This is a genomic window from Thalassovita taeanensis, from assembly GCF_900110775.1.
GTDB classification, from domain to species: domain Bacteria; phylum Pseudomonadota; class Alphaproteobacteria; order Rhodobacterales; family Rhodobacteraceae; genus Litorimicrobium; species Litorimicrobium taeanense.
On record NZ_FOEP01000003.1, the window covers coordinates 230,980 to 256,332 of the forward strand.

The window sequence follows — 25,353 nt, forward strand, 5'->3', positions numbered from 1 at the left end:
TCAGCGCTCCAATACGATGCCGGCGGTGTCCGTCCAGGACAGCCAGACTTCGTCTTCCCAAGTGAAGGAGCGGCGCGACAGGCGGCGCGTGTTGGCCGATTGCGCCTTGATCATCGTGCCGCCGGGGATCTCGACGTGGTAGGTCGAGATATTGCCGAGATAGGCGATGTCGATGATCCTGCCGCGCACGGTATTGCCCGCATCGTCGGGCTTTTCGGCCGAGATAGAGATCTTTTCCGGCCGGATCGCCAGATAGGCGGGCCCGCCGTTGCCCAGTACCACGGGGGTTTTGGCGTGGAACGGCGGCTGGCCTTCGGCCCATGCGATATCATAGCCTTCGGCGGTTCTGGTCGCGGCACCCTCGATGATGTTCACATCGCCGATGAAGTCGGCGACATAGACCGAATTGGGCGCTTCATAGATATTGGCGGGGGTGGCGACCTGAATGATGCTGCCTTCGTCCATCACGGCGACGCGGCTGGCGACGGTCATGGCCTCTTCTTGGTCATGGGTCACGATCACAAAGGTGGTGCCGGTCTTTTCCTGAATATCCATCAGTTCAAACTGCGTGTCCTGCCGCAGCTTTTTGTCCAGCGCGCCCAGCGGTTCGTCCAGCAACAGCAGTTTCGGCGCCCGTGCCAGAGAGCGTGCGAGGGCAACTCGCTGACGCTGACCGCCCGAGATCTGATGCGGTTTGCGCTTGGCGAATTTGCTGAGCCGGGTCAGGCGCAGCATTTCATCGACGCGCTCGTCAAGGTCGTGCCTGGGCATCTTCTGCCGCTTCAGTCCGAAGGCGATGTTTTCCCAGACCGTCAGGTGCGGGAACAGCGCGTAGGACTGAAACATCATGTTCACGGCGCGTTGGTTGGGCGGGACATGGGCCATGTCCTGACCGGCCAGCAGGATCTGGCCTTCGGTCGGGTTTTCGAACCCGGCCAGCATCCGCATCATCGTGGTCTTACCGCAGCCGGACGGCCCGAGCAGGGCGAAGAATTCTTTCTCGTAGATATCCTGCGTCAGGTTGTCGATCGCCACAAATTCGCCAAAGCGCTTGGTCACGCCTTTGAACTGGATCAGCGGTCTCTGGGTGGGGTCATCCCACGGGGCGAAAACTGTTTGTGCCATGCTGGTCCCTGTCAAAAAGTTGGCCCGCGCAGGGGTGCGCGGGCCGTTGATATGTTGCGGGTCTTAGGTGCCCGATTTGATCTTGGTCCACAGGCGGGTCACGACGCGCTGCACCTTGGAATCGTACGGCGTGGTGGTGAACAGATTGTCCAGCGTCGCCTCGTCCGGGTAAATCGCCGGGTCGCCGATCACGTCTTCTTCAAGCAGCGCCTGCGAGGCTTTGTTGCCGTTGGCATAGTAGACGTAGTTCGAAGCATCGGCCATGTTTTGCGCGTCCATGATGAAGTTCAGGAACACATGCGCCGCATCAGGGTTGGGGGCGTCGACAGGAATGGCCATCTGGTCAAACCACATCTGCGCGCCCTCGACCGGGGCGTTATAGGCGATCTCGACGCCGTTATCAGCCTCGGCGGCGCGGTCGCGCGCTTGCAGGATGTCACCGGACCAGCCGACAGCAACGCAGATGTCGCCATTGGCCAGCGCGTTGATGTATTCGCTGCTGTGGAATTTCTGGATATAGGGGCGCACCGGCATGAACACGCCTTCGGCTTTGGCGATCACATCGGGGTCGTGGCTGTCGGGGTCTTCGCCCAGATATTTCAGCGCGGCGGGGATCATTTCCGACGGGGCATCAAGGAAATGCACACCGCAGGACGCAAGCTTTTCCATGTTGGCCGGGTCGAACACCAAAGCCAGCGAGTTGATCGGGGCGTCTTCGCCCAGCAGTTCAGTCACCTTGCCGACGTTCACGCCGATCCCGGTGGTGCCCCACATGTAGTTGATCGAATATTCATTGCCGGGGTCGTATTGCGCGGTGCGCTTTTCGACCACGTCCCACATGTTGGCGTGGTTCGGCAGTTTCGACATGTCCAGCTTCTGGAACGCGCCGGCGGTGATCTGACGCTGCAGGAAGGTGCCGGTGGGCACAACCACATCATAGCCCGAGCTGCCGGCCAGCATCTTGGTTTCCAGAACCTCGTTGCTGTCGAACACATCGTAGATCAGCTTGATGCCGGTCTCGGCTTCGAACTTGGCCAGAAGGGCCTCGTCGATATAGTCGGACCAGTTATAGACGCGCACCTCTTCGGCCACAGCAGCCCCGGCGAAAAGCGCAAGGCTGGCGGTCATGGTCAGAAAGCGGAATTTCATATTGGTATCTCCCCTTGGATCTCGGGTCTTTTTGCCCTTGATCCGAATTTGATCAAGTTTCAGCCATTTAGGCAATATGGTAATGTTTCCACGCTGCAGTTAAACTCGCAAGCAGGCGTGTGAGCCGGATGCGGAGAAAAGTAGCGGAATGGATGGAAGTGCCCGGAAAATGATCAGTGCAGAAGCAGGTGTCGCGCGGCCTCCGGCGCATGAGGTGATTTATCGCAAATTGCGCGAGCAAATTCTGTTCGGAGAGATCGCTCCGGGGCAGCCTGTGACCATTCAGGGGCTGACCGATCGGCTGAACGCCGGAATGACCCCGGTGCGCGAGGCGATCCGGCGGCTGACCTCCGAAGGGGCGTTGCAGTTTCAGGGCAATCGCAGGGTGATCGTGCCCCAGCTGACGGCGGAAAATATCGCTGAAATTATCTTTGCACGTCAATGGCTTGAGTCCGAGTTGAGCCTGCGCGCGACCGCGCGCGCCACGGCAGAGGACCTGGCGCAGCTGACCCGGATCGACGATACGCTGGATGCCGCCATCGCCACGGGCGACTTGCAGGCCTATCTTGAGTATAACTATCGCTTCCACGCGCGGATTTATGACCTGGCCGATGCCCCGATTCTGGCGGCTATGGCCGAGGGTCTGTGGCTGCGGTTTGGACCGTCGTTGAGGGTGGTCTGTGGCCGGGTCGGAACCCAGAATCTGCCGGACAAACACAAGGACCTTTTGGCCTGTATGCGCACCCGTGACGCCGAAGGGGCGGCAAAGGCCAGTCGCGAGGATATGTTGCAAGGAATGGAGCAGGTCCGCGAGATGTTGGAGTTTTCCGAAGCACCAAACTGATTCGATTGACACGGGAATATTTGATCATATTCTGTCGGTGACGGCGGCCAGTGGCTGTTATATCAGCTTGATGCCGCGATATCCCGAACAATGCGAGGCCCGCGATGACCACGATCACCAATCATATGCCCACCAAGGAATTGCAGGCGCTGGATGCGGCGCACCATATGCACCCGTTCACCACGCAGACCGAACTGGCGGCGCGCGGGGCGCGGGTTATCACGCGGGCTGACGGCGTGTTCATCACTGACAGCGAGGGCAACGAGATCCTTGATGGCATGGCTGGTCTGTGGTGCGTCAACATCGGGTATGGCCGTGACCGGCTGGCCGATGTGGCGGCGCGGCAGATGCGCGAACTGCCGTATTACAATACGTTTTTCATGACGACCCACGTGCCGGTGATCGCGCTCAGCCAGAAGCTGGCCGAGCTGGCGCCGGGCGATCTGAACCATGTGTTCTATGCCGGGTCGGGGTCGGAAGCGAATGACACCAATATCCGCATGGTGCGCACCTATTGGGCGCAAAAGGGCAAGCCGACCAAGAAGGTGATCATCAGCCGTAAAAATGCCTATCACGGGTCCACGCTGGGCGGGGCAAGCCTTGGCGGGATGAGCGGGATGCACGCGCAGGGTGGCCTGCCGATCCCGGATATTCACCACATTGATCAGCCGAACTGGTGGTCCGAAGGCGGCGATAAAACGCCCGAGGAATTCGGGCTGGAGCGCGCGCAGCAGTTGGAGCAGGCGATTCTCGAGCTGGGCGAAGACCGGGTTGCGGCGTTTATTGCCGAGCCGATTCAGGGCGCCGGTGGCGTGATCGTGCCGCCCGCCACCTATTGGCCAGAAATTCAGCGAATTTGCGACAAATACGAAATCCTGCTGATCGCCGACGAGGTGATCTGTGGGTTTGGTCGCACCGGCAACTGGTTCGGCTCGCAAACCGTGGGCATCCGCCCGCATATCATGACTATCGCCAAGGGGTTGTCGTCTGGGTATCAACCGATTGGTGGCTCGATTGTCTGTGATGAAGTGGCCGAGGTGATCGGCGCCTGCGAATTCAACCACGGTTACACCTATAACGGCCATCCGGTGGCTTCGGCTGTGGCGCTGGAAAACCTGAATATCATGCAGGAAGAAGGCATTGTTGATCACGTGCGTGATGTGATCGCCCCCTATCTGAAGACAAAGTGGGAAGCCTTGGTAGATCACCCGCTGGTGGGCGAGGCCAATATCGTTGGCATGATGGGGTCGATCGCCCTGACGCCGCACAAGGAAAGCCGCGCGACCTTTGCCGCCGACGCGGGCACCGTGGGGTATATGTGTCGCGAGCGGTGCTTTGCCAACAATCTGGTGATGCGCCATGTCGGCGACCGGATGATCATCAGCCCGCCCTTGGTGATGACCACCGCCGAGGCCGATATGCTGATCGAGCGCGCGACCAAATCGTTGGATGAGTGCTATGCTCAGGCCAAAAAAGAAGGGCTGATGGTGGCCGCGTCCTAAGCGGGCTCAGCCCCCGGCCAGCCGGGTGAAGCACATCGAAATATGAGCCTGACGGATCAGAGCGGCGGCCATCAGGTCGCCGTTTTCTATGGCGGTCAGGTTCTGGTCCAGTTCGGACAGGAAAATCGCCACTTCCGCGTGCAGATCCATGCGCGGGATGGATTTCAACCAGATCCGCGCCGTGCGATAATACAGCCGCTCCGAGGTTTCGCGCAGCGCCTCGTTGGTGGTCAACGCGGCGCCGAAGTGGAAATATTCCATGTTCATCCGGGCGAATTCGCGGGCATCCGGCGCGGTTTGCAGCATACGGCCCCGGTCGGCAAAGCGGCGGGCCTCGGTAAGGATGGCGTCGGTCATAGGCACCGGCGACAGCCGCCCGACCAGCCCGGCCAATTCGCGGCGCAGGTCATAGGTGCGGGCCATCTCGCCGATATCGACATCGGTCACCAGCGTGCCGACCCCATGGCGCGAGATCACCAGCCCCTCATCCTCCAAGCGCGCCAAAACCCGGCGCAGCGGGGTGCGCGAGGTGCCGAATTCTCCTGCCAGAACCTCTTCGGACAGGCGGGCGCCGGGCGGGTAATCCAGCAGGCAAATTCGTTCGCGCAACGCGGAATGCAGTCGGAGAAAGCGTTCGCGGGCGTCGGTGTCTTGAGTGTAGTCAGGCATGGCGTTCGACCTTTTCGGCCAAGCCATGCAGCATGCTAAGGCACGCCTCAAGCTGCGACAGGCTGACGAACTCATCGGCCTTATGCGCCTGTTCGATGCTGCCCGGCCCGCACACCACCGCCGACAGGCCCAGGGTCTGGAACAGCCCGGCCTCGGTGCTGAAGGACACAAGATCGGCGGTATTGGCGCCGGTCAGCTCTGCCACAAGGTGGAGCGCTTCGTTATCGTCCATCGGGGTCAGGCCCTCGACCTCGCCAATCACATAGGTGGTGATTGTGGCGTCAGGGTGCACCGATTGCATCTGCGGCAGCAGCACGTCGTTGCAAAATGCGGCCATCTGGGTGTTGACGAAATCGACGTCGTCCGGTTGCACCGGGCGCATTTCCCAATCCACCTCGGCACGCGATGCGATGACGTTATGCACCGTGCCCCCCGACAGCCGCCCGACATTCAGCGTGGTCCAGGGCGGTTGAAACCGCCCCCCAACCGGCGCGCGATGTTGCAGGCTTTCGCGCAGTTCCAGCAGGCGGTGCACATAGCGCACAGCGTATTCCACCGCGTTCACGCCTTGATCGGGCAGCGATCCGTGCCCTTCAAGCCCCTGAAAGTGCGCGCTGTATTCGCAGCAGCCTTTGTGGCCTTCGATGATCTGCATGCTTGTTGGTTCGCCGATGATCGCCATGGCGGGGCGCAGGCCGCGCTTGGCCAGCTCTGGCACCAAGGCGCGGGCGCCAAGGCAGCCGACCTCTTCGTCATGGGTGAAGGCGAAGTGGATCGGACGGGTCAGCTCACGCGCGGCAAATTCGGGGGCCATCGCCAGACAGGCGGCGATAAACCCCTTCATGTCGCAGGTGCCGCGCCCATAGAGATTGCCGTCACGCTCGATCATCTGAAAGGGATCGCTGCTCCAATCCTGATCTGTCACTGGCACCACATCAGAGTGCCCCGACAGCAGGATGCCGCCATCGCGGTCGGGGCCGATTGTGGCGAACAGGTTGGCCTTGCCGCCGGTGCTATCGTGAAACAGATCGACCCGCGCCCCGACCTCGGACAGCAGTTGGGCCATGTGCACGATCATCGCCAGATTGCTGTCCGCTGAAACAGTGGGGAATGCGATCAGATCGGCCAGAATATCGCGGGTGCGGGCCAATGCCGTCATGGTTTGACGAACATCTGTCGTGGGCGATCGCAGAAGGTTTCCGCCGGGCCATCCTCGGTGATCAGCAGCGATTCGGTGATTTCCAGCCCCCAGTTGGGCGCCCACAGGCCGGGCATGAAATGGAAGGTCATACCGGGGCGCAGCACGGTTTCGTCTTCTGAGCGCAGGCTGATGGTGCGCTCGCCCCAGTCGGGCGGATAGGACAGCCCGATGGAATAGCCGCAGCGCGCGCCGCGTTCGATCCCGGCACGTTCCAGCGGTCCGGCCAGCGCATTGGCGATGTCGGCGGCACGGTTGCCTGCGCGGGCGGCCTCCAGCCCGGCTTCCAACCCTTCGACCAGCGCGGCTTCGGCGCGTTTCATGTCATCGGGCGGGGTGCCAAGATACACTGTGCGGCAGAACGGCACGTGATAGCGACGGTACACGCCCGCCAGTTCAAAAAATGTGCATTGCTGGGCCGCAAGCGCGTTGCCATCCCACGTCAGATGCGGCGCCGAGGAGTCGGCTCCCGACGGGCACATCGGCACCAATGCGGGGTAATCGCCCCAATCGTCGCCCACGCCGGTCAGCGCATCACGGTAAATCTCGGCCACCAGCTCGTTCTTGCGCAGGCCGGGGCGGGTGCGCTCGATCGCGCCATCGACCATCTTTTCGGCAATCCGCGCGGCCTTGCGCATGAAAACGATTTCCTCGGGCGATTTCACCGCGCGCTGCCAGTTGACCAAAGCGGTGGCATCCAGAATCTGCGCGCCCGGCAGTTCCGCCAGCAGCGTGACATAGGCTTTGGCCGAGAAATAGTAATTCTCCATCTCGACCCCGACGCGGGCGTTTTCAAACCCCATCTCTTTCAGCAGCGCGGCCAGATGTTGCATCGGGTGGCGGGTGGTGGATTGCACATATTGGTCGTCATAGGGGCGCAGGCTGTCCTCGCTCAGCCAGGCGGTGCGGCGCGCGCCGTTGGTGTCAATGTTGCGGCCCCACCAGACCGGTTCGCGGTCATGGGTCACGATCACGCCCTGATGCACATAGAACGACCAACCGTCATATCCGGTCAGCCATGCCATGTTTGACGGGTCTTCGACAAACAGCACATCAAGCCCCTGTTCGGTCATGGCTGCGCGGGTCAGGGACAGGCGGCGGTCATATTCCGGGGCGGTGAAAGGGGCCGGGGTTTGGTGCATGGCATTCTCCTTGTTCCCAAACATCTGCCGAAATTGTGCACAACAGCGCAATTCTGAAAGCGAAATCCAGAGGTCGTTTTTAGGAAAGTGCTGAAAAAATAGTATTGGTAGGTTGACCTAAGACTTTAATCGGCTGTTGTTGTGCACAACATGGCCGTGCCGCTTTATCCAAGGAATACACTATGCTGACGAATGACCAACTGGCCCAATGGGACCGCGAGAACTTTTTCCACCCGTCGACCCATCTGGCGCAGCATGCCCGCGGCGAGACGGCGACACGGGTGATCCGCACCGCCAAGGGCTGCCATATCGAGGATCGCGATGGCGTAAAGCTGCTGGATGCGTTTGCCGGTCTGTATTGCGTCAACGTCGGCTATGGCCGTCAGGAAATCGCCGAGGCGATCGCGGATCAGGCACGCGAACTGGCCTATTACCACGCCTATGTCGGTCACGGCACCGAGGCGAGCATCACCCTGTCCAAGATGATTCTGGACCGCGCGCCCAAGGGTATGAGCAAGGTGTATTTCGGTCAGTCCGGCAGCGACGCGAATGAAACCAACGTCAAGCTGATCTGGTACTACAACAACATCCTTGGTCGCCCCGAGAAGAAAAAGATCATCAGCCGCTGGCGTGGGTATCACGGTTCTGGTCTGGTCACCGGGTCGCTGACGGGGTTGGAGCTGTTTCACAAGAAATTCGATCTGCCGCTGTCGCAGGTGATCCACACCGACGCGCCGTATTATTTCCGCCGTCCCGACGCCAACATGACCGAAGCGCAGTTCACCGCGCATCTGGTGGCCGAGCTTGAGGCGCTGATCGAACGCGAAGGCGCCGATACCATCGCGGCCTTTATCGGCGAGCCGGTTCTGGGCACTGGCGGCATCGTGCCGCCGCCCGAAGGGTACTGGCCCGCGATGCAGGCGGTCCTGCGCAAGCACGACATCCTGCTGGTGGCGGATGAGGTCGTGACCGGGTTTGGCCGGTTGGGCACGATGTTTGGCTCGGATCACTATGGCATGACGCCGGATTTGATCACGATCGCCAAGGGGCTGACGTCGGCCTATGCGCCACTGTCGGGGTCCATCGTCGGCGACCGGATGTGGAAAGTGCTGGAGCAGGGCACCGATGAAAATGGCGCCATCGGCCATGGCTGGACCTATTCGGCGCACCCGATCGGTGCGGCGGCTGGCGTGGCCAACCTGAAGCTGCTGGATGATCTGAACCTGGTGCAGAACGCGGGCGAGGTCGGGGCCTATCTGAATGCGGCGATGACCGCTGCGCTGGGCGATCATCCGAACGTCGGCGATGTGCGCGGCGAAGGCATGCTGTGCGCGGTCGAATTCGTCAAGGATCGCGAAAAGCGAGAGGTTTTCGACGCGGCCGACAAGATCGGCCCGCAAGTGTCCGGCGCCTTGCTGGCCGAAGGTGTGATCGGGCGGGCGATGCCGCAGGGTGACATTCTGGGCTTCGCGCCGCCCTTCTGCCTGACCCGCGCCGAAGCGGATGAGGTCGTGGAAAAAACCGCCCGTGCCGTTGCCAAGGTGCTGGGGTGATTCACCAATTCGATCTTTCGCGAACGTCCGGGGGCGGCCATCTGGTGCCGCTTCCGGGGATTCCGGTGGTGTTGCATGAAATGTCGCCAGTTCCGCTTGCACATTTTGCGGGCGAAGGTCGTAATTTGCTCAAAATCGCCGCGATCCGGTTGCAACCTGCGCCCGGACGCGGTTTAGTTTGTCACAAATAGGCGGATAAACTGCCAGACAATCAACGGGGGGCCGATTTGGCCGATCATCAGACAAGCGACGCATTTGTTGCATTTGAACGTGTGCAAAAAAGCTATGACGGGGAAACCCTCGTTGTAAAAGACCTTAACCTGACCATGCCGAAGGGCGAGTTCCTGACCATGCTTGGGCCGTCGGGGTCGGGGAAAACCACCTGCCTGATGATGCTGGCGGGCTTTGAAACCGCCACCCACGGCGAGATTTTGCTGGACGGCAAGCCGATCAACAATATCCCACCGCACAAGCGCGGCATCGGCATGGTGTTTCAGAATTACGCGTTGTTCCCGCATATGACGGTCGGCGAAAACCTGTCGTTCCCGCTGGAAGTGCGCGGCATGGGCAAATCCGAGCGTGAGGAAAAGATCATGCGCGGGCTGGAGCGGGTGCAGATGGGGGCCTTTGCCAACCGTCGCCCATCGCAGCTTTCGGGCGGTCAGCAGCAGCGAATCGCACTGGCGCGCGCGCTGGTGTTTGAACCCGAACTGGTGCTGATGGATGAACCGCTGGGCGCGCTGGACAAACAGCTGCGCGAAACGCTGCAGTTCGAAATCACCCATCTGGCGCATGAACTGGGGATCACCACGGTTTACGTGACCCACGACCAGACCGAGGCGCTGACCATGTCAGACCGCGTGGCGGTGTTCGACGATGGCCGCATTCAGCAGCTGGCCCCGCCAGACAAGCTGTATGAAGAGCCCATGAACAGCTTCGTGGCGCAGTTTATCGGCGAGAATAACGCGCTGGAAGGCGTGGTAAAAGAGATCAAGGGCGATCTTTGCGTGGTGCAGCTGGACAGTGGCGAAGTGATCGACGCCAAGCCGGTCAACGTCAACAAGGTCGGCGACCGCACCCGCGTGTCGATCCGCCCCGAGCGGGTCGAGTTCAACAAGTCCCGGCTGCAAGAGGGCGCGCATACGCTCAAGGCCGAGGTGCTGGAATTCATCTATATGGGCGATATTTTCCGCACTCGCCTGCGTGTGGCCGGGATCGACGACTTCATCGTCAAGACCCGCAACGCCCCCGATCAGGAACGACTGCGGCCCGGTCAGCAGATCGACATCGGCTGGCTGCCGCAGGATTGTCGCGCGCTGGATGCGTGACAGGAATGTCGTGTGCCCCCCTTGGGGGGCCACGATGAACAAGGGGGGGCGGATATTCTGCCCGTTTCGCCGCCTCCGAAAAGCAAACTACGGGCAACAATGGGAGTTATGATATGAAACTCAAAACAGTTCTTCTGGCCACCGCTCTGACCAGTGCAGCCTATGCTGCGCAAGCGCAGGAAGTGACGGTCATGTCGTGGGGCGGGTCTTACACCAAGTCCCAAGTCGAAGCGTACCACAAGCCGTTCACCGCGCTGACCGGCATCAAGATCAACTCGATCGACGCGGACAACCCCGCAACCCCGATCAAAGCACAGGTCGAAGCGGGCAATGTCTCGATCGACGTCGCTGACGTTGAATTCTCGGACGCCGTGCGTCTGTGCGACGAAGGCCTGCTGGAGCCGATGGACGTAGCAATGCTGCCCGCCGCTCCGGATGGCACTCCGGCCACCGAAGACTTCATCGAAGGTGCGTTGCAGGATTGCGCCGTGGCCAACATCGTTTGGTCGACTGTTTTCGCTTACAACAGCGACAACGTGACCGGCGAACCCGTCACCATTGGTGATTTCTTCGACACCACCAAATTCCCCGGCAAGCGCGGTGTGCGTAAGTCCGCCAAAGCGACGCTGGAAATGGCTCTGATGGCCGATGGCGTACCGTCGGATGAAGTCTATGGCATTCTGGACACCGACGAAGGCGTTGATCGCGCATTCGCCAAGCTGGACAGCATCAAAGACGATATCGTCTGGTGGGAAGCCGGCGCTCAGCCTCCGCAGCTTCTGGCCGATGGCGAAGTTGTGATGTCGACCGCGTATAACGGCCGTATCTTCAACGCAGCCGTGGCCGAAGGTCAGCCGCTGCACGTCGTCTGGGACGGTCAGATCCTCGATTTCGACCTGTTTGTCGTTCCCAAAGGCGCGCCGAACAAAGATGCGGCGATGAAGTTCGTTGCCTTCGCAACCGACACGCAGCGTCTGGCGGATCAGGCGTCGTGGATCTCGTATGGTCCCGCGCGTAAATCCTCGGGTGCGCTGGTTGGCAAATACTCGGACGGCAAAACCGAAATGGCGCCGCACATGCCCACCGCAGCTGCCAACCTTGGCAATGCTCTGGTCAACAACTTCGAGTTCTGGGTCGACAAAGACGCCGAGCTGAACGAGCGTTTCAACGCTTGGCTGGCCAACTAATCTGACGCCCGCCGCAGACGCGGGCGCGGAAAAGACCACAGGATCGGGCCTATGTTGGCCCGATCCGACACGGGGAAAGGTATCACCACATGAGCGACGCAATGGCGAACGGGCAGCAAATGCTGACCACCGCAGATGGCAAACCGCTGAAGCAGGCCTTGGCGCGGGCGCAAAGCCATGCCAAACGCCGCGCGTTTTTGCTGGTGCTGCCGCTTCTGGCTTTCATCCTTATTACGTTCGTGGCCCCGATTGGTCAGATGCTGAAACGCTCTGTCCATAATGACGGCTTCACGATGCACACTGACATCGGGTCGGGCGTGGAAACGCCGATCATGGTCAATCTCAAGGGCTGGTTCAAAGCCAACCCCGCAGGCACCTCGCCGGACGAACCCGCATATGCCGCGCTGGCCGCGGATCTGGTTGAACTGAAACGCCTGCGCGCGCCGGGGCAGGCCGGAACGCGGATCAACTATGAACTTTCAGGCTCGCGTTCGCTGTTCACCAAGGCCGCGCGCAAGGCCGATAAACTCGAGCCGCCGTATAAACAGGCGCTGCTGGATCTGGACGAGGATTGGGGCGACCCCGCGCTTTGGCGTGTCATGCGTGACGCCTCGTCGGCCTATACCAGCAACTTCTATCTTGCCGCGATGGACCGCACCCGCGATCTGGATGGCAAGGTGATCATGGTCAACGAAAACCGGCAGGTCTATGTCAAGCTGTTCAAGCGGACGCTGTTCCTGTCGCTGTTGATCACGTTCCTGACGTTTGTTCTGGCTTATCCGATCGCGCATCTGCTGGCGGTGCTGCCGCTGCGCCACTCCAACCTGCTGATGATCCTGGTGCTGCTGCCGTTCTGGACCTCGCTTCTGGTGCGGACCACCAGTTGGATGGTGCTGCTGCAATCACAAGGTGTGGTCAATGATACGCTGGTCGGCATGGGCATTCTGGGCGACGAAAACCGGCTGCAAATGATGTACAACCAGCTGGGCACAGTGATTGCGATGACGCATATCCTGCTGCCCTTCATGGTGCTGCCGCTTTATTCGGTGATGCGCCCGATCAACCCCAGTTATGTGCGCGCCGCACGCAGCCTTGGCGCCACCAGTTGGACCGCGTTCCGCCGGGTCTATTTCCCGCAGACCGTGCCGGGGATTGGGGCCGGCGCGTTGCTGGTGTTCATTCTGGCTGTTGGCTATTACATCACGCCCGCCCTTGTGGGTGGTGCCGATGGGCAGCTGATTTCCAACCTCATCGCCTTCCACATGCAGAAATCGCTGAACTGGTCGCTGGCGGCGGCTCTGGCGGCGCTGCTTCTGGGCGGTATCCTCATCCTCTACTGGCTGTATGACCGGCTGGTGGGCATCGATAACCTGAAGTTGGGGTAAGACATGGCACTTCCAAAACATGCGTCCACGCTGGAACGGGTCTGGCATTACACCTATCTGGTGATCTGCGCCGCGATCTTTCTGTTCCTGATCGCGCCGATCCTTGTGGTGATGCCGCTCAGCTTCAACGCCGAGCCGTATTTCACCTTCACCGAAAAGATGCTCAAGCTGGATCCAACCGGGTATTCCACGCGTTGGTATGACATGCTGCTGACCTTCGGCATGCTGGAGCCTGACGCCCCACGCGGGCTGAGCTGGTGGGCCGATGCCTGGAGCAACGCCGCCTGGATCAGTGCCGCGAAGAACTCGATCATCATCGGCTTCTTCTCGACCATTCTTGCAACCGGGTTGGGCACTGTGGCCGCCCTTGGCCTGTCGCGGCCGGAAATGCCCGCGCGCCGGGTGATCATGGCGATCCTGATCTCGCCGATGATCGTGCCGATCATCATCACCGCGACGGGGTTGTTTTTCTTCTACTCGTCGATCGGGATCCAGAATTGGGGCATTCCCTATCTGGGCGTGGTTCTGGCGCATGCGACGCTGGGTATTCCATTCGTGATCATCACCGTGACGGCCACTTTGGTCGGGTTCGACCATTCACTGACCCGCGCCGCAGCCAATATGGGCGCCGACCCGATCACCACCTTCCGACGTGTGCAGATGCCGCTGATCCTGCCCGGCGTTATTTCGGGGGCGCTGTTCGCCTTTGTCACCTCGTTTGACGAGGTTGTGGTGGTGCTGTTTGTCGGTGGTCTGGATGAACAGACCATCCCGCGCCAGATGTGGAACGGGATCCGCGAACAGATCAGCCCGGCGATCCTGTCGGTGGCGACGATCCTTGTTCTGATCTCGATCGCGCTGCTGACCACGGTTGAACTGCTGCGGCGGCGTTCGGAAAAACTGCGTGGCGTCAGCCCCGGCTAACGTCGACGCGCGCGGAGAGCATCGGAGCCTCCGGCGGGAGTATTTTCGTCAGAAAGAAACCGAAGAACAAGAAGGCCGGGGCGGTGCGAACCACCCCGGCCTTTTCGTATCAGAGTGACAGGCCCTGCGGGTCCAGCGTGATCGCCCATAGTTTGGTATCAGCGCGGTCCATCAGGCGGACTTTCATCTGCTGGGTGGCACCGTCGATATCGACCAGACCGAAGAACTGCAGCCCCATCGAAGGCGGCAGATTCGGGCCTTGTTCCTCGGTCGGGGCTTTGACGAATTTGACCTCGGGGCCGAATGTGGCGTCCAGCTTGTTGGGGCCGAAGGTGCCAGCATGCAGCGGGCCCGATACGAATTCCCAGAACGGATCGAAATCCTGAAACTGCGCCTTGTCCGGGTCATAGTAGTGCGCGGCGGTATAGTGCACGTCGGCGGTGAACCAGACGGTGTTCTTGATGCCAGCGTTTTTGATGAAGCGCAGCAGGTCGGCCAGCTCCAGCTCGCGGCCTTTGGCGGCACCGTTATCCCCGTTCGAGATCGCCTCGATCTTGTCACCATCCGGCACGACCAGACCCAGCGGCATATCGCAGGCGATGACCTTCCAAGTGGCTTTGGAGTTGGCCAGTTCACGCTTGAGCCATGCCACCTGTTCGGCGCCCATGATGCGGCTGGCGTCGGTCAGGGTGTCTTCCATGCCGTCGCCATTCGGGCCGCGATAGCTGCGCAGGTCAAGGAAGAACACGTCGAGCATCGGGCCGTAGTTGATGGTGCGGTAGACGCGGCCGGGTTCCGCCGGGGTATAGCTGATCGGGGTCATCTCGTGGAACGCGCGGGCGGCGTTGGCGGCCAGCACATGCACCGATTTTTCGGTATAGCGGTCGTCGGCGGTCAGGTCCTTGGAGGAGGACCAATTATTGATAACCTCGTGGTCATCCCACTGGAAGAAGGTCGGGCAGACGGCGTTCATCGCCAGAATATGCGCGTCCATCAGGTTGTATTTCCACTGGCCGCGATATTCATTCAGGGTCTCGGCCACTTTGCGCTTTTCGTCGATCAGCGTGGCGTTTTTCCAGATGCTGCCGTCTTTCAGCGTCACCTCATCCTGCATCGCGCCATCGGCATAGATCGTGTCGCCCGAGTGGATGAAGAAATCGGGGCGGTGCTGCGCCATCGTGGCATAGGTGCGCATGCCCTCGTCGTCGATGCCCCAGCCCTGACCGGCGGTATCGCCCGACCAGGCAAACTTGACCGACCGGCGCGACGACGGCGCGGTTCGGAACTGACCGATGATCGGTTCGGAGGTGGCGTTCATGTCGTGCAGGTCGGTGGCGGTGAAGCGATAGAAGATGTCCTGATCCGCAGGCAGCCCTTCCACCAAGCGCTTCACGGCGAAATCGCTTGGCGGCAGCGCGTCAAGGCTGGCCAGGCGCCGCGCATCGGCGAAGCTTTCGGTGGTCGACACCTCCATCATCACCTTGGCGGGGCGATCCGTGCGGGTCCAGATCATGCCGGACGAGGTGTTCACATCACCGGATTGAACGCCGTGCGTGAAAATCGGCCGCGCCGCGGCGCGGCTGAGTGAGGGCATGGCAAGTGCGGCGGCAAATGCAGTGCCCCCGGCCAGAACGGCGCGGCGGCTGGGTCTGATCAGTTTGGTCATGGAGCGATCCCTTCGCGTTTCCCTGCTAATGGGGTGACTGACAACAAAGGGGATAGAGCGGGGAGTCGGTAAAACACCCCTGACCTGAGGGTGACATTTTCAGAAATCTTTTGTGACGCCGCCCACAGAACCGGGGCGGCGTCTTGCCGGTTAGCTGCGCACCAGCGTTTCATAACCTTCGGAAATCTCGCGCGTCAGGGCGCCGACCTCGAAGGTGTAATCGCCGATCTGCCCCACCGGCGTCACTTCGGCGGCGGTGCCGGTCAGCCAGCATTGTTCAAACCCTTCCAGCTCTTCGGGCATGATGTGGCGTTCGTGCACGGTGATGCCACGCTCGTTCAACATGGTGATCACGGTCTGGCGCGTCAGCCCGTTGAGGAAGCAATCGGGCAGCGGCGTGTGCACCTCGCCATTCTTGACGAAAAAGATGTTCGCGCCTGTCGCCTCGGCCACATAGCCGCGGTAATCGAACATCATCGCGTCGGAACAGCCCTTCGCTTCGGCGGCGTGTTTGGACATGGTGCAGATCATGTAAAGCCCGGCGGCCTTGGCCTCGCAGGGGATCGTGGCCGGGTCCGGGCGGCGCCATTTGGCGATATCCAGCTTGGCCCCCTTCATCTTGGCGTCGCCATAATAATTGCCCCACTCCCAACCGGCCACCGCCAGCCGAACGGGGTTGCGCTTGGCCGACACGCCCATGTCCTCGCCCGCGCCGCGCCAGGCGACCGCGCGCACATAGGCATCGGTCCAGCCGTTGGCCTTCAGCATGGCGTATTTGGCAGCCTCGATTTCCTCGACTGAGAAGGGGATGTCGAAATCCAGCAGATTGGCCGACCGTTTCAGGCGCGCGGAATGCTCGACGCCGCGAAAGATCTTGCCGTTATAGCACCGCTCGCCCTCGAATACCGAAGAGGCATAGTGCAGGGCGTGGGTCAGGACATGGACCTTGGCATCGCGCCATTCGACCAGCTTTCCATCCATCCAGATCTTGCCGTCGCGATCATCGTAGCTCATCATATCTTTCCTTCTTGCGCCGTCACTCTTTTGTAAAGTTGCGCTGCTCATGTCATATATTGACATAATATTGCGTAGAAACTGGGATTCGCTACCAGTTCGGTCTTGGAATGTCAACAAGACTGACTTAAGGTGAGGCCCGTGTCATACAATTCAATCACTTGGGAGGGGCGCGGATGTCTGACGTGACCACCGGGGAAAACCTGCTGTTTCTGACTGACGAACAACTTCGGCAGGGGATCGAGGCGATGTATTTCGCCTATCGTGGGTTCACAGCCGATCCAGACCGCATTCTGGCCGGAATGGCCTATGGGCGGGCGCATCACCGGGCGATCCACTTCATCAATCGTGCGCCGGGCACGACGGTCAACAACCTGCTGCTGTTGCTGGGCGTGACCAAGCAATCACTGAACCGGGTGTTGCGCACGTTGATCGAGGACGGGCTGGTCGAAAGCCGTGTCGGCACCGTCGACAAGCGCGAGCGGCATCTGTTCCTGACCGAAGCAGGCGAGGCGCTTGAACGTCGGCTGTCGGACGCGCAGCGCGCGCGGATGCGCACGGCTTACCGCACGGCAGGGCCGCAGGCCGTGGCCGGGTTTCGGCAGGTGCTTGAGGCGATGATGGACCCCGACATGCGCCGCCGCTATCACGCCATGCGGGAGTCTGGTGCATGAGCGACGTCGACGCCCATCTGCTGATCGTCGATGACGACGAACGCATTCGCGGGCTGTTACAGAAGTTCCTGATCCGGCACGGGTTTCTGGTCTCGGCGGCGCGCGATGCTGCCCATGCCCGGCGGCTTCTGGCGGGGTTGGATTTCGACATGATCGTGCTGGATGTGATGATGCCCGGCGAAGACGGCATCAGCCTGACCCGGTCACTGCGCGAAGAAATGACGACGCCGATCCTGCTGCTGACCGCACGCGGCGAAACCGAAGACCGGATTGCGGGCCTCGAGGCTGGGGCCGATGATTATCTGGCCAAGCCGTTCGAGCCGAAAGAGCTGTTGCTGCGGATCAACGCCATTCTGCGCCGGATGCCGGATCTGGCGCCGGTCAACGTCGCCCCCAAAGTGCTGACGCTTGGCCCCATCCGCTATGACATCGAGCGCGGAGAGATGTGGCGCGGGGCCGATCTGATCCGCTTGACCGCAACCGAAACGCAGCTGATGCGGATATTCTCGTCTTCCCCCGGCGAAGCGATCACCCGCAGCAAGCTGGTCGAGGATCTGGGCCGCGATCGCGGTCAGGCACAGGAACGCGCGGTCGACGTGCAGATCACCCGCCTGCGCCGCAAGATCGAGGCGGACCCCAAGCAGCCGCGCTATCTGCAAACGGTGCGCGGCGCGGGGTATATGCTGTCGCCAGATTGACCAATGGCGTCGCGTCTGCGGTTGCGCCAGAACGCGCCGTACGGCGTATATCCGGCACGAGGAGAGGGAGGAAACGCCATGGCCACGGCTTTATATTCTCACGATGATTGTCTGGCGCATGTGACCCCGCCGGGTCACCCCGAACAGGTGGCGCGGCTTGAACATATCGCCACCGCGCTTGCGGGGCCTGCATTCGATGCGCTGGACCGGCGGCAGGCGCCGCTGGCCGGGGACGATCCCATTCTGCTGTGCCATCCGCGCGACTATCTTGACCGGATCATTGCGGCTGAACCCGCCACGGGCACCGTGGCGCTGGATGCCGATACCCATATGTCGCCCGGATCGGTTCAGGCGGCGCGGCGGGCCGTTGGCGGCGTGATCGCCGCCGTGGATGCGGTTATGACGGGCGAGGTCAGCAACGCCTTCGTTGCCTGCCGTCCGCCCGGCCACCACGCCGAGCGTGCAACCCAGATGGGGTTCTGCCTGTTCGGAAACATCGCCATCGCCGCAAAACACGCAATGCAGGCGCATGGGCTGACCCGCGTGGCGATTGTCGATTTCGACGTGCATCACGGCAACGGCACGCAGGATCTGCTGTGGGATGAGCCCCGCGCGCTGTTCATCTCCTCGCATCAGTCGCCGCTCTGGCCCGGCACCGGCGCCGAGTCTGATCGTGGCGCGCATGACAACATCGTCAATATCCCGCTGCCGCCCGATTCCGGCAGCGCCACGATGCGTCAGGCCTATGAAGGCCGGGTTTTCCCGATGCTTGACGCCTTCGAGCCGCAACTGATCCTGATCTCTGCCGGGTTCGACGCACATCAAGACGACCCGCTGGCGCAACTGCGTTGGCGCACCGAAGACTTCACGTGGTTGACGCAACGCCTGTGCGATCTGGCCACCACCCATTGCGGTGGCCGCGTTGTCTCGACTTTAGAGGGCGGATATGATCTGACGGCGCTGGCGGCTTCGGCTGCCGCACATGTCACGGTATTGATGGAGAAGGGCGCATGACCGAGAAAGCAGTCAGCGAAATGAGCTTCGAAGAAGCGATGCGAGAGCTGGAACAGGTTGTTGGCCAGTTGGAGCGCGGCGACGTTCCGCTGGAAGATTCGATCGCGCTCTATACTCGCGGCGCCGAGCTGAAAAAGCGCTGCGAGACCAAGCTGAAAGAGGCCGAAGAAAAAGTTGCGGCCATCACGCTGGATGCCGAAGGGCAGCCCACCGGGCTGAAGCCGGTCGAAGGCCTGTAAGTGTTCCACACGCGCTTGACAGAGGCCGCGACCCTTGTGCAGGCCCACCTTGATGCCGTTATGGCGCCGATGGGCGACCTGACAGTGGTGCAGGCGATGCGCTATGCCAGTGCGGGCGGCAAGCGCCTGCGCGCCTTTTTGGTGCTGGAAACCGCGCGGCTGCACGGCATCGCCCCAGAGCAGGCGATCTGGCCTGCCGCCGCAGTCGAGGCACTGCACGCCTACAGCCTTGTGCATGATGATCTGCCCTGCATGGATGACGACGACCTGCGTCGCGGCCTGCCGACGGTGCATATTCAATGGGACAGCGCCACCGCCGTTCTGGCCGGGGATGCGCTGCAATCGCTGGCGTTTGAGCTGCTGGCGCGGTCCGAAACCTCCCCCGATGCCGCCATTCGTGCCGATCTGGTGCTCAGCATGGCCCGCGCTGTGGGCGCGCAGGGGATGGTGCGGGGGCAGGCGCTGGATATCGCCGCCGAAACCGCCGCCACGCCGCTGACGCTTGATCAGATCACCGCCTTGCAGGCTGGCAAAACCGGCGCGCTGATCGAATGGTCAGCCTGCGCCGGGCCACGTCTGGCCGGGGCTGACCCCGCTCCGCTCGGGGCCTATGCCCGCGCGCTGGGGCTGGCGTTTCAGATCGCCGATGACATCCTGGATGTGACCGGCGACGAACAGACCGCAGGCAAGCGTTTGCAAAAAGACGCCGGGGCGGGCAAGGCCACGTTCGTGTCACTGCTGGGGCTGGAAGGCGCCCGCGCCCGTGCCACCGAACTGACCGAACAGGCCTGCGCCGCGCTTGATCCGTATGGGGAACAGGGCGACTGCTTGCGGCAGGCCGCGCGTTTCGTTATCTCCCGCCACAGCTAATCGCCACCCCGGAGGGGGCCAATGCCCGATACACCCCAGACGCCCCTGCTTGATCAGGTCCATATCCCCGCCGACCTGAAACGGTTCAGCGATGCGCAACTGCACCAGATCGCCGATGAACTGCGGGCCGAAACCGTGTCAGCCGTGTCGGTCACCGGCGGGCATCTGGGCGCGGGTCTGGGCGTGGTCGAACTGACCGTGGCACTGCATGCGGTGTTCGACACGCCGCGCGACAAACTGATCTGGGACGTGGGCCACCAGTGTTACCCGCACAAGATCCTGACCGGGCGGCGCGAACGTATCCGCACCTTGCGGACGAAAGGCGGCCTCAGTGGGTTCACCAAACGATCCGAGTCGCCCTATGATCCCTTCGGCGCCGCGCACAGCTCGACCTCGATCAGCGCCGCGCTGGGGTTTGCCGTGGCCCGCGACCTGGGTGGCAATATCGAAAGCGGGCTGGGTGATGCGATTGCGGTGATCGGCGATGGCTCGATGTCCGCCGGCATGGCGTTCGAGGCGATGAACAACGCGGGCCACCTGAAAAAGCGCCTGTTCGTGATTCTCAATGACAATGAAATGTCGATCGCCCCGCCGGTGGGGGCGCTGTCGTCCTACTTGTCGCGGCTTTACGCCGAGGAACCGTTTCAAGACCTGAAAGCCGCCGCCAAGGGCGCCGTCAGCCTGCTGCCCGGTCCCTTCCGCGAAGGGGCCAAACGCGCAAAGGACATGCTGAAAGGCATGGCCGTCGGCGGCACCCTGTTCGAAGAGCTGGGCTTTTCCTATATCGGCCCGATTGATGGCCACGACCTGAACCAACTGCTGCCGGTCCTGCGCACGGTCAAGGCCCGCGCCACCGGCCCGATCCTGATTCATGTGATCACCAAGAAGGGCAAGGGATACGCGCCGGCCGAACAGGCCCGCGACCGCGGCCACGCCACCGCCAAGTTCGACGTCGTCACCGGCAAGCAGAAGAAAACCCCGTCAAACGCGCCGTCCTATACCCGCGTCTTTGCCGATGCGCTGCTGGATCAGGCCGCGCGCGATGACAAGATCGTTGCCGTCACCGCCGCGATGCCGGACGGCACCGGGCTGAACCTGTTCGCCGAACGCTATCCCTCGCGCTGTTTTGACGTTGGCATTGCCGAACAGCATGGGGTGACATTCAGCGCGGCGCTTGCGGCCGGCGGGATGAAACCGTTCTGCGCGATCTATTCGACCTTCCTGCAACGTGGCTATGATCAGGTGGTGCATGACGTTGCCATTCAACGCCTGCCGGTGCGCTTTGCGATTGATCGTGCCGGGCTGGTCGGGGCCGATGGTGCGACCCATGCGGGGGCGTTCGATGTGGCCTTCATGGCCAACCTGCCCGGTATGGTGGTGATGGCCGCTGCGGACGAGGCCGAACTGGTGCATATGGTCGCCACCGCCGCCGCGCATGACGACGGCCCCATCGCCTTTCGCTTTCCGCGTGGCGAGGGCGCAGGCGTCACCATGCCCGAACGCGGCGAACCGCTCGAGATCGGCAAAGGCCGGATGATCCAGCAGGGCAAACGCGTGGCGATCCTGTCCTTCGGCACCCGCCTGTCCGAAGTCATAAAAGCCGCCGAGGCGCTTTCCGCGCGCGGCATCACCCCGACCGTGGCGGACGCCCGCTTTGCCAAGCCGCTGGACCGCGATCTGATCCTCGGCCTTGCCGCCGATCACGAGGCGCTGATCACCATTGAAGAGGGCGCCATTGGCGGCTTCGGCAGCCATGTGGCGCAATTGCTGGCGGAAGAGGGCGTGTTCGATACTGGGCTGAAATACCGCTCCATGGTGCTGCCCGATACCTTTATCGACCAAGCCAGCCCCGAAGACATGTATACCACCGCTGGCATGAACGCGGCGGATATCGAGACCAAGGTGCTCGACGTGTTGAACATTGCCCATATCGGAGAGAAGCGCGCGTGACGTCTTTATTCGCTTTTCTCGTCTGCGCGCCTGCCCGACAGCGATCCTGCCCGCCGCCAACTGACGCGGCGCTGACCTAACTTGCCTTCAGCAACGCGGGCAGCCCGTCGCGATAACTGGGATACTTCAGCGTGACCCCCAGCTCGTTCTTGATCCGATCATTTCGCACCCGTTTTGATTCTGCATAAAAGCTGCGCGCCATCGGCGTCATCTCGGCGTCCTCGAATGCCACGGCGGGCGGCAACGGCAGACCCAGCAGCGCGGCCGCGTGGCCGATCACATCTTCGGGCGGGGCGGCATCGTCATCACAGACGTTATACACAGCGCCCGCGTTGGGCCGCGCGATCGAGGCCGCCAGCACCTGGGCGATGTCCTCGACGTGGGTGCGGCTGAAAACCTGATTGGCCTTGATGATCCGCCGCGCGGTGCCATTGCGCACCTTTTCGAACGGGCCACGTCCGGGGCCATAAATGCCCGCCAGCCGGAAAATATGCAGCGGCAGGCCAGGAATGGCGCGCCACGCCGCCTCGGCCTCGACCCGCATCTGGCCGCGTCTGGTCGAGGGGGCAAGCGGCGTCGCCTCGTCGACCCAGCCGCCCTGATGATCGCCGTAGACGCCGGTTGTGGACAGATACCCGACCCAGTCCAGCCGCGGGGCAATCGTGGTGATCTGCGCGCCATAGCGCGCCAGAACCGGATCGCCCTGCGCATCGGGCGCGGCCGAAATCAACAGATGCGTCGCCTGCGCCAGCGCCTCGGTCAGATCGCCATCGGGCCACAAAACCGGCTCGACGCCCTGCGCCGCAAATGCCGCCGCTTTGTCAGCGCTGCGCGTGGTGCCAATGATGCGCCAGCCCCGCGGGTCAAGCAGACGTACCAGCCCCTGCGCAGAATATCCGTGCCCAAAAGAAAGAAGTGTTTTTGCCATGTACCCATATCGCGCGAAATCGCTTTCTGAACAAGAGTTACAAGCCTCCATTCGGATTGGCCGCGCCTTTTTTGCGAGCTCAGCGTGGCAGGATGCGAAGACGCCTCCGGCGGGAGTATTTGGTCAGAAAGAAGCCCGAGCGCGCAGGTTTCAGGCGCCGGTGTGCTTGGAAATCTTGGGCGGCGGGGGGCTGCGCCACCCTTGGCGCGCGTCCTGAGTGCGGCCACACGGACGCTTCGGTGTGGGTTTGAGGGGTTGCACGTCCGCCTGTTCTGAGGCCAATTGAACGGCAACTGCCGCGACCGTAAATGCCACAGAAAGAGGCCCGTCTTGACCAAAGATCTCAAGGGTATTCAGATCCTGACGCCTGATCTGCCAGAGGCGACGGCGTTTGACGACGCAAAAGCCGCCGTGGCGCATCTGATCACGTTGTATCGCGGGGCCACGCGGTTTTTGTGCGATCACTTTGCCAAGGCGATGGAAAGCGGCCAGCCCGCGCACCGGTATCGCGCCTTTTACCCCGAGGTGCGGATCACCACGACCAGCTTTGCCAAGATCGACAGCCGCCTCAGCTTTGGCCACGTGTCGCATCCCGGCGCTTTTGCCGCCACGATCACCCGGCCCGACCTGTTCCGTCATTATCTGGAACAGCAGATCGGCCTGCTGTTGCATAACCACGGCGTGCCGGTGGTGATTGGCGTGTCCGACACGCCGATGCCGGTGCATTTTGCCGTCGCAGGCGACAGTCAGGTTACCGTGCCGCAAGAAGGCGCCGCCCAGTTCACCCTGCGCGATGTGTTTGACGTGCCCGACCTCAGCACCACCAATGATGATATCGTCAACGGCACCTTTCAGCTGCCCCCGGACGGCACCGAACCCTTGGCGCCTTTCACGGCCCAGCGGGTGGATTATTCGCTTGCCCGCCTGTCGCATTACACCGCCACCGACCCGGCGCATTTCCAGAACCACGTTCTGTTCACCAATTATCAGTTCTATGTCTCCGAGTTCGAGGCCTACGCCCGGCGTCAGCTGGCCAATCCTGCCAGTGGCTACAGCAGCTTTGTTTCGACCGGCGATGTCGAGATCACCAGCCCCGACCAGCCGCTTGCGCGCTCTGAAAAGACGCCGCAAATGCCGACCTATCACCTCAAGCGCGCCGATGGGTCGGGGATCACGCTGGTCAATATCGGCGTTGGCCCCTCGAACGCCAAAACCGCGACAGACCATATCGCCGTGCTGCGCCCGCATGCCTGGATCATGGTCGGGCACTGTGCCGGTCTGCGCTCCAGCCAGAGCCTGGGCGATTTTGTTCTCGCCCATGCCTATCTGCGCGAAGACAAGGTGCTGGACGATGACCTGCCGGTCTGGGTGCCCGTGCCCGCCCTGGCCGAGATCCAGATCGCGCTGGAAAAGGCCGTGGCCGAGGAAACCCTGCTCGAAGGCTATGACCTCAAGCAGGTGATGCGCACCGGCACCGTCGCCAGCCTTGATAACCGCAACTGGGAGTTGCGCGATCAATCCGGCCCGGTGCAACGCCTCAGCCAGTCGCGCGCTGTCGCTTTGGACATGGAAAGCGCCACGATCGCGGCCAACGGATTTCGCTTCCGGGTGCCCTATGGCACGTTGCTTTGCGTCTCGGACAAGCCCTTGCACGGCGAGCTGAAACTGCCCGGCATGGCCAGTGATTTCTATAAAACACAGGTTTCACGGCATTTGCTGATTGGCATTCGCGCGATGGAGCGGTTAAGAGAAATGCCGTTGGAGCGCATCCACAGCCGGAAATTGCGCAGTTTTGACGAAACTGCCTTCCTCTGACCTAGCGTAAAGAAGTAAAAATCACCTGTTTTGGGCTTGCGAGCATCCACTATTCGTTGTGTTTACACACGACATACAGTTAAATATGCGCGATGAGGCCCAAGTAATCGGGCAGACAAAGGAGACCAAGAAATGGCAAAACCGATGACCAAGACACAGCTTGTTGCTGCCCTGGCCGAAGAAATGGACGCGGAAAAGAAAACCGCCGGCACCGCGCTGGACGCAATCATTGCGATCATCACCAAAGAAGTATCCGAAGGTGGTTCCGTGACCCTGCCGGGCGTTGGCAAAATCTATTGCCGCGAACGCCCCGAGCGGATGGTCCGCAACCCCGCCACCGGCGAGCAGATCAAGAAAGAAGCTGACAAGGTGGTCAAGATGACCATCGCCAAAGCGCTGAAAGACAGCGTGAACGGCTAAGCTTGCATCTACGTCAAGTTTCGGAAAGGGTCGCCCGCAAGGCGGCCCTTTTTCGTTGG

23 protein-coding genes are annotated in these 25,353 nt (G+C 61.6%); 15 read left to right on the plus strand and 8 right to left on the minus strand.

Annotation, left to right across the window (positions count from 1 at the left end):
- Both BSF79_RS05835 and BSF79_RS05840 read right to left on the minus strand, forming a co-directional pair.
- Nucleotides 1-1,125, minus strand: a complete 1,125-nt coding sequence (locus tag BSF79_RS05835; RefSeq protein ID WP_090268915.1) for an ABC transporter ATP-binding protein — start codon at nucleotides 1,123-1,125, stop codon at nucleotides 1-3.
- Between the two features lie 63 nt (nucleotides 1,126-1,188).
- Nucleotides 1,189-2,274: a polyamine ABC transporter substrate-binding protein gene (locus tag BSF79_RS05840; RefSeq protein ID WP_090268916.1), complete on the minus strand. Its 1,086-nt coding sequence runs from the start codon at nucleotides 2,272-2,274 to the stop codon at nucleotides 1,189-1,191.
- Between the two features lie 169 nt (nucleotides 2,275-2,443).
- On the opposite strand from BSF79_RS05840, the gene BSF79_RS05845 reads away from it, so the two are divergent.
- Complete coding sequence (locus BSF79_RS05845) at nucleotides 2,444-3,118, plus strand: GntR family transcriptional regulator (RefSeq protein WP_245776330.1); 675 nt, start codon at nucleotides 2,444-2,446, stop codon at nucleotides 3,116-3,118.
- A 104-nt stretch (nucleotides 3,119-3,222) separates the two neighbouring features.
- The gene (locus tag BSF79_RS05850; RefSeq protein ID WP_090268918.1) at nucleotides 3,223-4,620 is read left to right on the plus strand and encodes an aspartate aminotransferase family protein; all 1,398 of its coding nucleotides are present in this window, start codon (nucleotides 3,223-3,225) and stop codon (nucleotides 4,618-4,620) included.
- A gap of 6 nt (nucleotides 4,621-4,626) precedes the next feature.
- Here the strand turns inward: BSF79_RS05850 and BSF79_RS05855 are convergent, their stop codons facing one another.
- From BSF79_RS05855 to BSF79_RS05865, 3 genes are read right to left on the minus strand one after another with little or no spacing between them, the layout of a single operon-like run.
- A complete protein-coding gene (locus BSF79_RS05855) occupies nucleotides 4,627-5,289 on the minus strand; it encodes a GntR family transcriptional regulator (RefSeq protein ID WP_090268919.1) in 663 nt (220 codons plus the stop codon).
- Nucleotides 5,282-6,448, minus strand: a complete 1,167-nt coding sequence (gene argE / locus BSF79_RS05860; protein WP_090268920.1) for an acetylornithine deacetylase — start codon at nucleotides 6,446-6,448, stop codon at nucleotides 5,282-5,284. The genes BSF79_RS05855 and argE overlap by 8 nt, the downstream gene beginning before the upstream one ends.
- Nucleotides 6,445-7,629 (minus strand): M24 family metallopeptidase, encoded by a 1,185-nt coding sequence (locus tag BSF79_RS05865; protein WP_090269100.1) that lies wholly within the window; start codon nucleotides 7,627-7,629, stop codon nucleotides 6,445-6,447. The genes argE and BSF79_RS05865 overlap by 4 nt, the downstream gene beginning before the upstream one ends.
- 182 nt (nucleotides 7,630-7,811) lie before the next feature.
- On the opposite strand from BSF79_RS05865, the gene BSF79_RS05870 reads away from it, so the two are divergent.
- From BSF79_RS05870 to BSF79_RS05890, 5 genes are all read left to right on the plus strand, one after another.
- Nucleotides 7,812-9,182 carry an aspartate aminotransferase family protein gene (locus BSF79_RS05870; protein ID WP_090268921.1) on the plus strand — a complete coding sequence of 457 codons (1,371 nt, stop codon included), beginning with the start codon at nucleotides 7,812-7,814 and terminating at the stop codon, nucleotides 9,180-9,182.
- A 227-nt stretch (nucleotides 9,183-9,409) separates the two neighbouring features.
- On the plus strand, nucleotides 9,410-10,510 hold the full coding sequence (locus BSF79_RS05875) for an ABC transporter ATP-binding protein (RefSeq protein ID WP_090268922.1): 1,101 nt from the start codon (nucleotides 9,410-9,412) through the stop codon (nucleotides 10,508-10,510).
- Nucleotides 10,511-10,623: 113 nt separating this feature from the next.
- Nucleotides 10,624-11,697: an ABC transporter substrate-binding protein gene (locus BSF79_RS05880; protein ID WP_090268923.1), complete on the plus strand. Its 1,074-nt coding sequence runs from the start codon at nucleotides 10,624-10,626 to the stop codon at nucleotides 11,695-11,697.
- Nucleotides 11,698-11,786: 89 nt separating this feature from the next.
- The gene (locus BSF79_RS05885; protein WP_245776331.1) at nucleotides 11,787-13,082 is read left to right on the plus strand and encodes an ABC transporter permease; all 1,296 of its coding nucleotides are present in this window, start codon (nucleotides 11,787-11,789) and stop codon (nucleotides 13,080-13,082) included.
- 3 nt (nucleotides 13,083-13,085) lie between these two features.
- Entirely contained in the window at nucleotides 13,086-14,006 is a 921-nt protein-coding gene (locus BSF79_RS05890) for an ABC transporter permease (RefSeq protein WP_090268924.1), read from the plus strand.
- 109 nt (nucleotides 14,007-14,115) lie between these two features.
- Here BSF79_RS05890 and BSF79_RS05895 read toward each other — a convergent pair whose 3' ends face one another.
- Nucleotides 14,116-15,672, minus strand: coding sequence for an alkaline phosphatase D family protein (locus BSF79_RS05895; protein WP_090268925.1), 1,557 nt, complete (start codon nucleotides 15,670-15,672; stop codon nucleotides 14,116-14,118).
- Between the two features lie 150 nt (nucleotides 15,673-15,822).
- Nucleotides 15,823-16,689, minus strand: coding sequence for a branched-chain amino acid aminotransferase (locus BSF79_RS05900; protein ID WP_090268926.1), 867 nt, complete (start codon nucleotides 16,687-16,689; stop codon nucleotides 15,823-15,825).
- Nucleotides 16,690-16,862: 173 nt separating this feature from the next.
- On the opposite strand from BSF79_RS05900, the gene BSF79_RS05905 reads away from it, so the two are divergent.
- The 6 genes from BSF79_RS05905 (at nucleotide 16,863) to dxs (ending at nucleotide 22,131) form a co-directional block, all read left to right on the plus strand.
- Nucleotides 16,863-17,360 carry a MarR family winged helix-turn-helix transcriptional regulator gene (locus BSF79_RS05905; protein WP_090268927.1) on the plus strand — a complete coding sequence of 166 codons (498 nt, stop codon included), beginning with the start codon at nucleotides 16,863-16,865 and terminating at the stop codon, nucleotides 17,358-17,360.
- Complete coding sequence (locus BSF79_RS05910) at nucleotides 17,357-18,058, plus strand: response regulator (protein WP_090268928.1); 702 nt, start codon at nucleotides 17,357-17,359, stop codon at nucleotides 18,056-18,058. The genes BSF79_RS05905 and BSF79_RS05910 overlap by 4 nt, the downstream gene beginning before the upstream one ends.
- A gap of 78 nt (nucleotides 18,059-18,136) precedes the next feature.
- Nucleotides 18,137-19,072, plus strand: coding sequence for a histone deacetylase family protein (locus BSF79_RS05915; protein WP_090268929.1), 936 nt, complete (start codon nucleotides 18,137-18,139; stop codon nucleotides 19,070-19,072).
- Nucleotides 19,069-19,311 carry an exodeoxyribonuclease VII small subunit gene (locus BSF79_RS05920; protein WP_090268930.1) on the plus strand — a complete coding sequence of 81 codons (243 nt, stop codon included), beginning with the start codon at nucleotides 19,069-19,071 and terminating at the stop codon, nucleotides 19,309-19,311. The genes BSF79_RS05915 and BSF79_RS05920 overlap by 4 nt, the downstream gene beginning before the upstream one ends.
- A complete protein-coding gene (locus BSF79_RS05925; RefSeq protein ID WP_342741845.1) occupies nucleotides 19,312-20,181 on the plus strand; it encodes a polyprenyl synthetase family protein in 870 nt (289 codons plus the stop codon).
- 21 nt (nucleotides 20,182-20,202) lie between these two features.
- A complete protein-coding gene (gene dxs / locus BSF79_RS05930; RefSeq protein ID WP_090268931.1) occupies nucleotides 20,203-22,131 on the plus strand; it encodes a 1-deoxy-D-xylulose-5-phosphate synthase in 1,929 nt (642 codons plus the stop codon).
- 76 nt (nucleotides 22,132-22,207) lie between these two features.
- Here the strand turns inward: dxs and BSF79_RS05935 are convergent, their stop codons facing one another.
- Entirely contained in the window at nucleotides 22,208-23,059 is an 852-nt protein-coding gene (locus tag BSF79_RS05935) for an SDR family oxidoreductase (RefSeq protein ID WP_090268932.1), read from the minus strand.
- Between the two features lie 330 nt (nucleotides 23,060-23,389).
- Here BSF79_RS05935 and BSF79_RS05940 point away from each other — a divergent pair, with 330 nt between their 5' ends.
- Together BSF79_RS05940 and BSF79_RS05945 are read left to right on the plus strand one after the other, a co-directional pair.
- The gene (locus BSF79_RS05940; RefSeq protein WP_090268933.1) at nucleotides 23,390-24,874 is read left to right on the plus strand and encodes an AMP nucleosidase; all 1,485 of its coding nucleotides are present in this window, start codon (nucleotides 23,390-23,392) and stop codon (nucleotides 24,872-24,874) included.
- A gap of 132 nt (nucleotides 24,875-25,006) precedes the next feature.
- Nucleotides 25,007-25,294, plus strand: a complete 288-nt coding sequence (locus BSF79_RS05945) for an HU family DNA-binding protein (protein WP_090268934.1) — start codon at nucleotides 25,007-25,009, stop codon at nucleotides 25,292-25,294.
- The last annotated feature ends 59 nt before the right edge of the window (nucleotides 25,295-25,353 follow it).

Bases quoted from the DNA above. Each gene is read 5' to 3' on its own strand.
- BSF79_RS05835 (WP_090268915.1), bottom strand. From the start codon at position 1,125: ATGGCACAAACAGTTTTCGCCCCGTGGGATGACCCCACCCAGAGACCG.
- BSF79_RS05840 (WP_090268916.1), bottom strand. From the start codon at position 2,274: ATGAAATTCCGCTTTCTGACCATGACCGCCAGCCTTGCGCTTTTCGCC.
- BSF79_RS05845 (WP_245776330.1), top strand. From the start codon at position 2,444: ATGATCAGTGCAGAAGCAGGTGTCGCGCGGCCTCCGGCGCATGAGGTG.
- BSF79_RS05850 (WP_090268918.1), top strand. From the start codon at position 3,223: ATGACCACGATCACCAATCATATGCCCACCAAGGAATTGCAGGCGCTG.
- BSF79_RS05855 (WP_090268919.1), bottom strand. From the start codon at position 5,289: ATGCCTGACTACACTCAAGACACCGACGCCCGCGAACGCTTTCTCCGA.
- argE (WP_090268920.1), bottom strand. From the start codon at position 6,448: ATGACGGCATTGGCCCGCACCCGCGATATTCTGGCCGATCTGATCGCA.
- BSF79_RS05865 (WP_090269100.1), bottom strand. From the start codon at position 7,629: ATGCACCAAACCCCGGCCCCTTTCACCGCCCCGGAATATGACCGCCGC.
- BSF79_RS05870 (WP_090268921.1), top strand. From the start codon at position 7,812: ATGCTGACGAATGACCAACTGGCCCAATGGGACCGCGAGAACTTTTTC.
- BSF79_RS05880 (WP_090268923.1), top strand. From the start codon at position 10,624: ATGAAACTCAAAACAGTTCTTCTGGCCACCGCTCTGACCAGTGCAGCC.
- BSF79_RS05885 (WP_245776331.1), top strand. From the start codon at position 11,787: ATGAGCGACGCAATGGCGAACGGGCAGCAAATGCTGACCACCGCAGAT.
- BSF79_RS05890 (WP_090268924.1), top strand. From the start codon at position 13,086: ATGGCACTTCCAAAACATGCGTCCACGCTGGAACGGGTCTGGCATTAC.
- BSF79_RS05895 (WP_090268925.1), bottom strand. From the start codon at position 15,672: ATGACCAAACTGATCAGACCCAGCCGCCGCGCCGTTCTGGCCGGGGGC.
- BSF79_RS05900 (WP_090268926.1), bottom strand. From the start codon at position 16,689: ATGATGAGCTACGATGATCGCGACGGCAAGATCTGGATGGATGGAAAG.
- BSF79_RS05905 (WP_090268927.1), top strand. From the start codon at position 16,863: ATGTCTGACGTGACCACCGGGGAAAACCTGCTGTTTCTGACTGACGAA.
- BSF79_RS05910 (WP_090268928.1), top strand. From the start codon at position 17,357: ATGAGCGACGTCGACGCCCATCTGCTGATCGTCGATGACGACGAACGC.
- BSF79_RS05915 (WP_090268929.1), top strand. From the start codon at position 18,137: ATGGCCACGGCTTTATATTCTCACGATGATTGTCTGGCGCATGTGACC.
- BSF79_RS05920 (WP_090268930.1), top strand. From the start codon at position 19,069: ATGACCGAGAAAGCAGTCAGCGAAATGAGCTTCGAAGAAGCGATGCGA.
- dxs (WP_090268931.1), top strand. From the start codon at position 20,203: ATGCCCGATACACCCCAGACGCCCCTGCTTGATCAGGTCCATATCCCC.
- BSF79_RS05935 (WP_090268932.1), bottom strand. From the start codon at position 23,059: ATGGCAAAAACACTTCTTTCTTTTGGGCACGGATATTCTGCGCAGGGG.
- BSF79_RS05945 (WP_090268934.1), top strand. From the start codon at position 25,007: ATGGCAAAACCGATGACCAAGACACAGCTTGTTGCTGCCCTGGCCGAA.